This is a genomic window from Aeromonas sp. A35_P (genome assembly GCF_002259925.1).
Taxonomy (GTDB): domain Bacteria; phylum Pseudomonadota; class Gammaproteobacteria; order Enterobacterales; family Aeromonadaceae; genus Aeromonas; species Aeromonas dhakensis.
On sequence record NZ_NEVB01000050.1, the window covers coordinates 1 to 10,788 of the forward strand.

Below are 10,788 nucleotides of genomic sequence, written 5' to 3' on the forward strand. Positions count from 1 at the left end.
TTATCGTTGGGCCATGACTCCCTGCTCCCTTCTCTCGCCTGTGCAGTAGCCTGTCGTCTCGCGCCTGGCAGGGGCTTGGGCTTTGCCCTGGGCCCGGTATATACTGTTCGCATATACAGTGTTCAGGTATTTGCCATGCGACTCTTTATCGCCGAGAAGCCCAGTCTGGGGCGCGCCATTGCCGACGTGCTGCCCAAGCCCCACAAGAAGGGGGAGGGCTTCATCGAAACCGCGCAGGGGGATGTGGTGACCTGGTGCATCGGCCACCTGCTGGAGCAGGCCGAGCCCGATGCCTACGATGCCGCCTACAAGCAGTGGCGCATGGAATCCCTTCCCATCATCCCGAGCCAGTGGCAGCTGGTGGCCAAGCCGAAGACCAAGACCCAGCTCACCGTCATCAAGCGCCTGCTCAAGCAGGCAGACTGCGTGGTCAACGCCGGTGACCCGGACCGGGAGGGGCAGCTGCTGGTGGACGAGGTGATCGATTTTCTCGGCTATGGCAAAACCCGGCCGGTGCTGCGCTGTCTCATCAGCGATCTCAACCCGCCGGCGGTGCGCCGCGCCCTCGACAAGCTCAGAGACAACAAGGAGTTCGTGCCGCTGGCGGTGTCAGCGCTGGCCCGCAGCCGGGCCGACTGGCTCTATGGCATCAACATGACCCGCGCCTATACCCTGCTTGGTCGCAAGGGGGGTTGTAGCGAGCTGCTTTCGGTTGGCCGGGTGCAGACGCCGCTGCTGGGGCTGGTGGTACGGCGGGATCTCGAGATCGAGGCCTTCGTGCCCAAACCCTTCTTCGAGGTGCTGGCCCATCTACAGACCGAAGGCAACGAGCGTTTCAGCGCCAAGTGGCTGCCTTCTGAGGCCTGTCTGCCCTGGCAGGACGAGGAGGGGAGAGTGCTCAACCGGGCGCTGGCCGCCAAGGTGGTGGAGCGGATCCAGGGTCAACCCGCACTGGTGGAAGAGGTGGAGGAGCAGGCCCGTAAGCAGGCTGCGCCGCTGCCCTACAACCTCTCCAGCCTGCAGATCGATGCCGCCAAGCGGTTCGGCATGGACGCCAAGCGGGTGCTGGATGTCTGCCAGAGCCTCTATGAACGGCACAAGCTCATCACCTATCCCAGATCCGACAGCCGCCATCTGCCGAGCGAGCACTTCAACCGGGCAGGCCAGGTGCGGGAGGCCATCGCCAGCACGGCGCCGGCGCTGGCCAGGGCGGTGAGCGAGGCGGACGGCAAGATCCGCAGCAAGGCGTGGAACGACAGCAAGGTGGATGCCCACCACGCCATTATCCCCACCGAGAAGCACGGCAACGAGGGGAGCTTGAGTGGCGATGAAGCCAGGCTGTATGGCCTGATTGCCCGCCAGTACCTGCTGCAGTTCTACCCGCCGTTCGAGTACAACGACAGCAAGGTGCTGCTGCGCATCGCCGGCGGGCAGTTTCAGGCCAAGGCGCGGCGGATCCTCAAGGCGGGCTGGAAGGCGCTGCTGGGGGTGGAGGAAGATGACGAGGAGGAGGCGGGAACCCTGCCTGCCCTGCGTCAGGGCGAGCAGTTGCTGTGCGAGCGGGGGGAGCTGCTGGAGAAGATGACCCAGCCGCCCAAGTCGTTTACCGATGCCACCCTGCTGGCGGCCATGACCGGCATCGCCCGCTACGTGCAGGATCCCGAGATCCGCAAGACCCTGCGCGAAACCGACGGCCTCGGCACCGAGGCGACCCGGGCCGGCATCATCGACCTGCTGTTCAAGCGCCGCTTTCTGGTGCGTCAGGGCAAGAGCATCAAGGCGACCCCCACCGGGCGGGCGTTGATCCAGGCCCTGCCTGCCACGGCCACCACCCCGGACATGACGGCGCTGTGGGAGCAGCACCTCGGCCGGATTGCCGAGCGGCAGGCGAGCTATCAGCAGTTCATGGGGCCGCTCACCGAACAGTTGAACGGTTTGATCGACGGCGCCAGGCAGGATTCGGGGGCCAGCTTCAGCGCCCTGCCCAAGGCGGCGCCCAGTGCCGACAAGCGTCGCTTCACCAAACGCAAGCGCAGCCCGGCGAGTGGTGGCACGACAGGGGCAGGCAAGCGGGGGAGCAAGCGGCCAGCCAGGGCCGCCTGATAAAAAAACGCCCCTTCCGGGGCGCAAAAAGGCATTGTCGTCAGGCGTCGGCCAGTCTGGCGCGACTCAAATTCAGGTAGTGCCAGGCAACGCCGAGCAGCACCAGATCCTTGAAGATGAAGAACTCGGTGACCGGCACCCCGTCGACCAGCTTCCAGACGCCCGGCAGGGTCAGCAGAAAGCTGAGGGTCACGAGGAAGGTCAGGATGGCCCCCAGGCTGCTCCAGTAGCCCAGACGTGGCCGCCACAGGCCGGCAATCAGGCCGCCGGCGATCAGGATCTCGACCAGCCCGATCAGATTGGAGACTGCCTGCTCCGAGAGCACGGCATAGAGCCAGCTCATCAGCGGGTGGCTTGCCACCAGCGGCCGGATAGCCGCCGCCTCGGTCGGCGTGAACTTGAACACGCCGATCCAGAGCAGGGTCAGTACCACCCCCGCAAGGGCGATCAGAAAACCTCGATCATGACGTTCCATTTCTGCTCCTCTGTCATGGGGTGAGCGTGACGGGCGGAAAGTCGATGTCGGTTTCCGCCAGATGATTGCCGTAGTTGGTCAGGGTATTGATGACCACCTGCCCCAGCACCTCCATCATCAGCTCATCATCCACGCCCGCCGCCCGGGCGGCGGCCAGTTGCGCATCGCTGATGACGCCGCGCTGGGTGACCAGGGCGACCGCCAGCTGCAACAGGGCGTGATCGAGCGGATCCGCCGCCTGAGCCAGACGGGCAGCCCGGATGGCGTCGTCATCGAAACCGGCCCGGCCAGCCAGCAGGGTGTGGGCCGACAGGCAGTACTGGCAGGCGTTGGCCTGACCGATGGCCAGTGCCAGCAGCTCTCGCTGGCGGGCGCTGAGCCGCCCCTTGCCCAGCGCGTCGGCAAAGCCGAGCAGACCGTTGAGCAGGGCCGGTGAATGGGCCAGGGTTGCGTAGAGGTTGGGGACCATGCCCAGGCTGCTTTTCAGGGCGGCGAAGGTGGGGGCGGCTGCCGGTTTGGGCTGCACGACGGCGTGAATGCGACTCATGATGTGCTCCTGTTTGGGTTGGGTACGGGAGACACTATGCCAGTTTTAATGGTACGCTTTATCACCCAGAGTCCATCATTGACTACCAGGCGTCTCAAATATGGATCCACTCTCGATACTGCTGGCCCATGCCGCTCCCCAGGCCAGTCTCTTTTTCGCCGGCAACCTGTGTCAGCACTCTCACAGCAGCGACTATCCCGCCGGCGGCCATCTGCACTTGTTGCGCCGTGGCGAACTGCTGCTGCGCGAAGAGGGGGGTGAACCCCTGTTGCTGACCAAGCCGACCCTGATCCTCTACGCCAGGGGGCAGGCACACAGGCTCGAACCCTGCCAGCTGGCGGGCTGCGACCTGGTGTGTGCCAGCGTGTCGTTCGGGCCGGCAGGAGACTCTCCACTGCAGCTGGCGTTGCCGGATACCTTGGTGCTGCCGCTGCAGACGATCCCGGCCATTGCGCCGGTACTGACCCTGCTGTTCGAGGAGGCCTTCGCCGAGCGTTACGGTCAGCCGCCGATCCTCTCCCGTCTGCTGGAGGTGCTGCTGATCCTCTTGCTGCGTCATCTGGTGGAACAGGGGCTCTGTCGGCAGGGGATGTTGGCCGGCCTCTCCGACCCGCGACTGGCACGGGCCATTGCGGTCATGCATCAGCGCGGGGACGAGCCCTGGACGGTGGCGACCCTGGCGCGGGAGGCGGGCATGTCGCGCGCCCGCTTCGCCGCTCATTTTCAGGTGCTGACCGGACAGACGCCGCTGGACTATCTGACGCGCTGGCGGATGGTGCTGGCCAGTCAGCAGTTGCTGGCGGGGGAGTCCATTACCCAGGTGGCGCTGGGGGCGGGCTACAGCGGGGGCACCGCCTTCGGGCGGGCGTTCGAGCGGGAGTTTGGCATGAGCCCGGGGCGCTGGCTCAAGGCGCGACAGCGCGAGTGACCGGGGCCGCGACGGACCCCGGTGTCATCAGCCGGTGTAGACGCTCTCTTCCGGGTACTTGATGCGGGTCTCGACCGGGCGAGCCAGCATGAAGGCCAGGGTCAGCGGGCCAAGACGGCCGCAGATCATCACCAGCACCAGGATGAGCTTGCCAGGCTCGCTCAGGGAGGCGGTGATGCCGGTGGAGAGCCCCACGGTGGCGAACGCCGAGATGGTCTCGAACATGATCTTGTCGAAGGGCTGCTGCTCGGTGAGCATCAGCAGGAACATGGCCAGCATCAGCACCATGGTGCTGACCATGATGATGGCGAGCGATCGGGTCACTATCTGGGACGAGAGGGTGCGGCCAAAGGCGGTGACGTGAGGGCGCTTGGTCAGAAACGCCTTGGTCGCCAGCAGCACCACCGCGAAGGTGGTCACCTTGATACCGCCACCGGTGGAGGTGGCACCTGCCCCGATGAACATCAGCATCATCAGGAACAGCAGGGCGGCCGGGGTCATCAGGCCGATGTCGATGGTGTTGAAACCCGCGGTACGGGCGCTGGCGGACTGGAAGAAGGCCGCCAGCCACTGGCCGCCGAAGGAGACCTTGCCGAGGGTGCCCGGGTTGTTGTGCTCCAGCAGCCAGAACATCAGGGTCCCCAGCAGCAGCAGGCCCGGGGTCATGATAAGCATCAGCTTGCTGTGCAGCTTGAGCTTGCGCCAGCGGCGGTTGCGCACCAGATCGACGATGACAGTGAAGCCGAGCCCGCCTAGGATCAGCAGACCGGCGATGGTCAGGCTGATGACGGGGTCGTCCCGGTAGTCCATGAGATTGTTGGCAAACAGCGAGAAGCCGGCGTTGTTGAAGGCCGACACCGCGTGGAAGAAGCTGACGTAGAGGCCGCGCTCCCACCCCATCTCGGGCACCCAGCGGATGGCCATCAGAGCGGTGCCGATGAGCTGGGCGATGAAGGCGAACAGCACGATGCGCTTCACCAGCTGGATGATGTTGACCGATCCCTCCTGGCCCAGCGCCTCCTTGGCCAGCACCTGCTGGCGCAGGCCGACCCGTTTGCTGAACATGGCGATGAGCAGCAGGGTCATGGTCATCTGGCCCAGGCCGCCAATCTCCATCAGCATCAGCAGGAAGATCTGCCCCTGCAGGGTGAAGGCGGTGCCGGTGTCCACCACCCCGAGCCCGGTCACGCTGATGGCCGAGGTGGCGGTGAACAGGGCATTGATGAAGCTCACCTGGCCGTTGTGGCTGGAAGGCTGCACCAGAAACAGGGTGCCGATCAGCAGGATGACCAGAAAACTGCCGAGGATCAGCTTGGCTTCACTCCAGCGGGACTCGTCTTCCCGGTGCAGGGCAAAGGCGTAGCTGCTGCGCCAACGGGTCATAGGGTTTCCAGCCAGTGGTCGATGGCGTGCTTGTTGCCGGCCAGGATCAGGATGTCACCCAGCTGCAGTTCCATCTTGCCGGTCAGCACGTTGTGCAGGGTCTCACCACGCTTGATGGCGAGCAGCTGGAATTCGCTCTGCTGCAGCAGATGGAAGTCGCTGAGGGCCCGACCGTTCAACTGCAGGCCGATGACGAACTCGGTCAGCACCATGTCGTGACCCAGCTCCAGATAGTCGAACAGCCGGTTATCCAGCATGCTCTGGGCGACCCGACGACCCATGTCCCACTCCGGGTTGATCACCTTGTCGGCACCCACCTTCTGCAGGATCTTGGCGTGGAACTTGTCGCGCGCCTTGACCCAGACCTTCTTCACCCCCGCCTCCTTGAGGACGAGGGTGGTGAGTATGCTGGTCTCGAGGTTGTCACCAATGGCGACGAAGACGATGTCGAAGTCGGCCAGGCCCAGCTCGGCGACGGTGGCCTCGTCGGTGGCGTCGGCCACGATGACGTGGTTGCAGAGGGTGGCGATCTGGCGGGTCTTGCTCTCGTCGATGTCAATCGCCAGCACCTCGGCATCCTGGCGCTGCAACTCTTCACACAGCGCGCTGCCAAACAGCCCCAGGCCGATGACGGCAAATTGGTTGTTCATGAGTACTTCCTCAAGAGTCGGAGCGGGATACTCTACTCCAGCTATATGAGTCCGAAAAGAGGGCGGGATTTTTCGTCCGGCGGCAATATAAGGTAGACTGCCCGCTTGCCATTGTCGGAACACGCAGATGAAACTCACCCCGCACGCCACCCTGTTGACGCTCAACACCCTCGCCCTCGATGCCCACTGCCACTGGCTGGCCGAAGTGGAACAAACCGACGACCTGCTGCAGCTGGTTGCCAACGCCGAGCTGGCTGGCTTGCCGCGGCTGGTGCTGGGCGGTGGCAGCAACGTGCTGTTTTGCGATGACTTCGCCGGGGTGGTGGTGCTCAACCGGCTCAAGGGGATAGCGCTGCACGACGAGGGGGATCACTGGCTGCTGCACGTGGCTGCCGGCGAGAACTGGCACGAGCTGGTGTGCCACACCCTGCAGCAGGGCTGGTACGGTCTCGAAAACCTGGCGCTCATCCCCGGCACGGTCGGGGCGGCACCGGTGCAGAACATCGGCGCCTACGGGGTCGAACTGGCCAGCGTCTGTGCCTACGTCGAGGCGTTCAACTGGCAGAGCGGCGAGATGGAACGAATCGCCGCGGCCGACTGCCGCTTCGGTTATCGCGACAGCATCTTCAAGCACGAGTATCAGGACAGCCACTTCATCACAGCGGTCGGTCTGCGACTGGCCAAGGCCTGGCAGCCAAGCCAGGGTTATGGTCCGCTGGCCGCGCTGGGCGAACAGCCCTCGGCACAGGCCATCTTCGACACCGTCTGCGCCACCCGCACGGCCAAGCTGCCGGATCCGGCCGTGCTCGGCAACGCGGGCAGTTTCTTCAAGAATCCGGTGGTGCCCGCCGCGCTGGCGGCATCGCTCAAGCTGACATATCCCCAGATGCCGCTCTATCCGGCGGGGGAAGGGCTGGCCAAGCTGGCCGCGGGCTGGCTCATCGATCAGTGCGGCCTCAAGGGCTTTGCCATTGGCCGCGCCGCCGTCCATCAGGAGCAGGCGCTGGTGCTGGTCAATCTGGGCGGTGCCAGCGCCATGGAGCTGATCGCGCTGGCGGCCCATGTCCGTGACAGCGTGGAGCAGAAATTCGGGGTGGTGCTGGAGCACGAGGTGCGCTTCATGGGCCGCCGTGGTGAAACTTGGCTCGACGAGGTACTGGCATGACCCTGACTCCCATCCGGCAGACTCTGATCTCCCTGCTCAGCGACGGGCAATTCCACTCCGGTGAGCAGCTTGGCGAGCAGCTCGGCATCAGTCGGGCGGCGGTCAGCAAGCACATGGCGGCGCTCAAGGAGCTGGGGCTGGATCTCTTCAGCCTGACCGGCAAGGGTTACCGGCTGGCGGTGCCGATGGCGCTCTATGACGAGACACAGCTGCAGGCGCTGGCGCCCATGGCACCGGTGCACTGCTTCCCGGTCATCGACTCCACCAACCAGTACCTGCTGGAGCGGGTCAACCAGCTGCAGTCGGGCGAGAGCTGCCTGGCCGAGTGCCAGACCGCCGGGCGCGGCCGGCGCGGCAAGCCCTGGGTTTCTCCCTTCGGCTGCCAGCTGATCTTGAGCATGTACTGGCGGCTGGAGCAGGGCATGGCGGCGGCCATGGGACTGAGTCTGGCGGTCGGGGTGGCCGTGGTGCAGGCGCTGGAGTCCCTCGGTTATCCGGGAGTTGAGCTCAAGTGGCCCAACGATCTCTACTATCAGGGCCGCAAGCTGGCGGGGATCCTGGTGGAGATGAGCGGCAGCGCCGGCGCCAGCTGCCACCTGGTGATCGGGGTCGGCCTCAACCTGGCGATGCCGAGCCGGGAGGCGGAGCGGATCGATCAGGCCTGGTCCGAATTGCGCCACATCCAGCCGGAACTGGTGGACCGCAATCTGCTGGCCGGCCGGGTGATTGAACATCTGCAGCAGGCCATGCTCACCTTCGAACAGGAGGGGCTCGCCAGCTTCGTGGCGGACTGGAACCGGCTCGACCACTTCGCCGGCCGGCCGGTGCGACTGCTGATGGGCGAGCAGGAGATCCGCGGCGTGGCGCGCGGTATCGATGATCGCGGTGCCCTGCGGCTGGAGACGGAGGAGGGGATCAAGTTCTATCTGGGCGGGGAGATCTCCCTGCGCCGGGGCGACTGATGGCGGCGCTGACCGTCACCCAATGAAGAGGGGGCCTGCGGGCCCCCTCTTCATTGATGTGTGAGCTGCCGCCGTTACTTGCGCAGCTTGATCTGCTCGATGGCGTGCTCGTTGCCCTTGGTCAGGATCAGGTTGGCCCGCTCCCGGGTAGGCAGGATGTTCTCTTTCAAATTCAGATAGTTGATGTCTTGCCAGATGTTGCTGGCGATCTTGGTCGCCTCGCTCTCGGCCAGCTTGGCGTAGTGGTGGAAGTAGGAGTCCGGATCCGAGAAGGCACCGCTGCGGAACTTGAGGAAACGCTCGATATACCAGGTGCGCAGCAGTTCGGCGTCGGCATCCACATAGATGGAGAAGTCGACGAAGTCCGATACGAACACGCGGTGCGGATCCTGCGGGTAGTCCATGCCGCTTTGCAGCACATTGAGCCCTTCCAGGATCAGGATGTCCGGCTGCTCCACCACCTTCTTCTCATCCGGAATGATGTCGTAGATGAGGTGGGAGTAGACGGGGGCCTCGACCTTCTCGTGGCCGGCGCGGATGTTGGCGACAAACTCCACCAGATGGCGGATGTCGTAGGACTCCGGGAATCCCTTGCGGCGCATCAGGCCGCGCTCTTCCAGTACCTTGTTGGGGTAGAGAAAGCCGTCGGTGGTGACCAGCTCCACCCGCGGGTGCTCCGGCCAGCGCTCCAGCAGCGCCTGCATGATGCGCGCCGTGGTACTTTTACCACCCGCCACACTGCCGGCGATGCTTATGATGTAGGTGCCCTTGCCGCGAGACTGACCGAGGAACTGTTCCAGCACCCGGCTGCGGCGCTGCTTGGCCTTGACGTAGAGATTGAGCAGACGGGAGAGGGGCAAATAGATCTCTTCCACCTCCTGCAATGACACCTTCTCGTTGATCCCGCGCAGGGTTTGCAGATCGTGCTCGGTCAGGGTCAAAGGGACCGAGTCGCGCAATAACGCCCATTGTTCGCGGGTGAATTGCAGATAGGGGTTATGCTCTGTCGTCATGGTGTCGTCACTGTTTCTTGGGCAGGGCGACCATACACCAAGGGGGGCTGGAGCGACAAGAGAAGCGACGGTTTCGAGCGGAGAGTGAGTCCTTTTTTGCCTGGTTCCTGGCAATAATGCACATTTTGCAAGGCGCAATGGTTGCATCCCCAAAATCCTTACCATAAAATGCGCGACGCTTAGATGTCTGTCGTCTATTTGCCCAGCAAAAGCGACAAATCAACGGGTGCAAGCAGAATTACCGTTGTGACATTGACGTAACGGAGGGGTTCCCGAGCGGCCAAAGGGATCAGACTGTAAATCTGACGGCTCTGCCTTCGAAGGTTCGAATCCTTCTCCCTCCACCATATTTCTCTGCGGTTTGAGTTCTTTGGGTTAGAGAAATGCGGGCATCGTATAATGGCTATTACCTCAGCCTTCCAAGCTGATGATGCGGGTTCGATTCCCGCTGCCCGCTCCAAGATGCTGATTGGCTCAGGCGATAGCAGAGTCACACCCTAGGGTGAGTTCGGCAATCGAACCAGCCTGTCAGCACCAGCCTCTCTTCCCTGCCAGATTCAAATCCATCATATAAACTGTTCTGTGGTTAGCTTGCCACCGCGTACTCAGCGTTAGTTTAGAGGGACGATCATGTCTAAAGAAAAATTTGAGCGTAATAAACCGCACGTTAACGTGGGTACCATCGGCCACGTTGACCACGGTAAAACCACCCTGACCGCAGCCATCACCAACGTGCTGGCCAAGCACTTCGGTGGTAAAGCTTTCGCCTTCGACCAGATCGACAAGGCGCCGGAAGAGCGTGAGCGTGGTATCACCATCAACACCTCCCACGTAGAATACGACACCGCTACCCGTCACTACGCTCACGTAGACTGCCCGGGTCACGCCGACTACGTTAAAAACATGATCACCGGTGCTGCCCAGATGGACGGCGCGATCCTGGTAGTAGCAGCGACTGACGGCCCGATGCCGCAGACTCGTGAGCACATCCTGCTGGGCCGTCAGGTAGGCGTTCCGTACATCATCGTGTTCATGAACAAGTGCGACATGGTAGATGACGAAGAGCTGCTGGAACTGGTCGAGATGGAAGTTCGCGAACTGCTGTCCGAGTACGACTTCCCGGGTGATGACCTGCCGGTAGTACGTGGTTCCGCACTGAAAGCGCTGGAAGGCGAAGCTCAGTGGGAAGAGAAGATCCTGGAACTGGCTGGCCACCTGGACACCTACATTCCGGAGCCGGAGCGCGCAATTGACCAGCCGTTCCTGATGCCGATCGAAGACGTATTCTCCATCGCAGGCCGTGGTACCGTAGTAACCGGTCGTGTAGAGCGCGGTATCGTTAAAGTTGGTGAAGAAGTGGAAATCGTTGGTATCAAAGATACCACCAAGACCACCTGTACCGGCGTTGAAATGTTCCGCAAACTGCTGGACGAAGGTCGTGCAGGTGAGAACGTTGGCGCGCTGCTGCGTGGCGTGAAGCGTGAAGACGTAGAGCGTGGTCAGGTACTGGCCAAGCCGGGCACCATCAAGCCGCACACCAAGTTCGAATCTGAAGTGTACGT

General features: G+C 63.1%; 10 protein-coding genes and 2 tRNA genes. 7 read left to right on the forward strand and 5 right to left on the reverse strand.

What is annotated here, in order from left to right:
- Positions 1 to 135 precede the first annotated feature (135 nt).
- On the forward strand, positions 136 to 2,103 hold the full coding sequence (locus tag CAK78_RS04340; protein ID WP_094696486.1) for a DNA topoisomerase III: 1,968 nt from the start codon (positions 136 to 138) through the stop codon (positions 2,101 to 2,103).
- 40 nt (positions 2,104 to 2,143) lie between these two features.
- Here the strand turns inward: CAK78_RS04340 and CAK78_RS04345 are convergent, their stop codons facing one another.
- Together CAK78_RS04345 and CAK78_RS04350 are read right to left on the reverse strand one after the other, a co-directional pair.
- Positions 2,144 to 2,578, reverse strand: a complete 435-nt coding sequence (locus CAK78_RS04345; RefSeq protein WP_017409799.1) for a DUF417 family protein — start codon at positions 2,576 to 2,578, stop codon at positions 2,144 to 2,146.
- Between the two features lie 13 nt (positions 2,579 to 2,591).
- The gene (locus tag CAK78_RS04350) at positions 2,592 to 3,125 is read right to left on the reverse strand and encodes a carboxymuconolactone decarboxylase family protein (protein ID WP_017409800.1); all 534 of its coding nucleotides are present in this window, start codon (positions 3,123 to 3,125) and stop codon (positions 2,592 to 2,594) included.
- A gap of 100 nt (positions 3,126 to 3,225) precedes the next feature.
- On the opposite strand from CAK78_RS04350, the gene CAK78_RS04355 reads away from it, so the two are divergent.
- Positions 3,226 to 4,053, forward strand: coding sequence for an AraC family transcriptional regulator (locus tag CAK78_RS04355; protein ID WP_094696487.1), 828 nt, complete (start codon positions 3,226 to 3,228; stop codon positions 4,051 to 4,053).
- Positions 4,054 to 4,080: 27 nt separating this feature from the next.
- Here CAK78_RS04355 and CAK78_RS04360 read toward each other — a convergent pair whose 3' ends face one another.
- The gene (locus CAK78_RS04360) at positions 4,081 to 5,436 is read right to left on the reverse strand and encodes a TrkH family potassium uptake protein (protein ID WP_094696488.1); all 1,356 of its coding nucleotides are present in this window, start codon (positions 5,434 to 5,436) and stop codon (positions 4,081 to 4,083) included.
- Positions 5,433 to 6,086, reverse strand: coding sequence for a potassium channel family protein (locus CAK78_RS04365; protein WP_005306338.1), 654 nt, complete (start codon positions 6,084 to 6,086; stop codon positions 5,433 to 5,435). The genes CAK78_RS04360 and CAK78_RS04365 overlap by 4 nt, the downstream gene beginning before the upstream one ends.
- A gap of 127 nt (positions 6,087 to 6,213) precedes the next feature.
- Here CAK78_RS04365 and murB point away from each other — a divergent pair, with 127 nt between their 5' ends.
- Both murB and birA read left to right on the forward strand, forming a co-directional pair.
- Positions 6,214 to 7,251, forward strand: a complete 1,038-nt coding sequence (gene murB, locus CAK78_RS04370) for a UDP-N-acetylmuramate dehydrogenase (protein ID WP_094696489.1) — start codon at positions 6,214 to 6,216, stop codon at positions 7,249 to 7,251.
- Positions 7,248 to 8,213: a bifunctional biotin--[acetyl-CoA-carboxylase] ligase/biotin operon repressor BirA gene (gene birA / locus CAK78_RS04375; RefSeq protein ID WP_094696490.1), complete on the forward strand. Its 966-nt coding sequence runs from the start codon at positions 7,248 to 7,250 to the stop codon at positions 8,211 to 8,213. Before murB ends, birA begins: the two co-directional genes overlap by 4 nt.
- Before the next feature lie 74 nt (positions 8,214 to 8,287).
- Here birA and coaA read toward each other — a convergent pair whose 3' ends face one another.
- Complete coding sequence (gene coaA, locus CAK78_RS04380) at positions 8,288 to 9,226, reverse strand: type I pantothenate kinase (RefSeq protein ID WP_005306328.1); 939 nt, start codon at positions 9,224 to 9,226, stop codon at positions 8,288 to 8,290.
- 262 nt (positions 9,227 to 9,488) lie between these two features.
- Here coaA and CAK78_RS04385 point away from each other — a divergent pair.
- The 3 genes from CAK78_RS04385 to tuf all read left to right on the forward strand — a co-directional run.
- Positions 9,489 to 9,573 (forward strand) — tRNA-Tyr (locus CAK78_RS04385).
- Positions 9,574 to 9,611: 38 nt separating this feature from the next.
- Positions 9,612 to 9,686: transfer RNA gene (locus CAK78_RS04390), tRNA-Gly, on the forward strand.
- Positions 9,687 to 9,856: 170 nt separating this feature from the next.
- Positions 9,857 to 10,788, forward strand: a 932-nt coding sequence (gene tuf / locus CAK78_RS04395; RefSeq protein ID WP_094696491.1) for an elongation factor Tu, incomplete at its 3' end; no start/stop codon positions are given.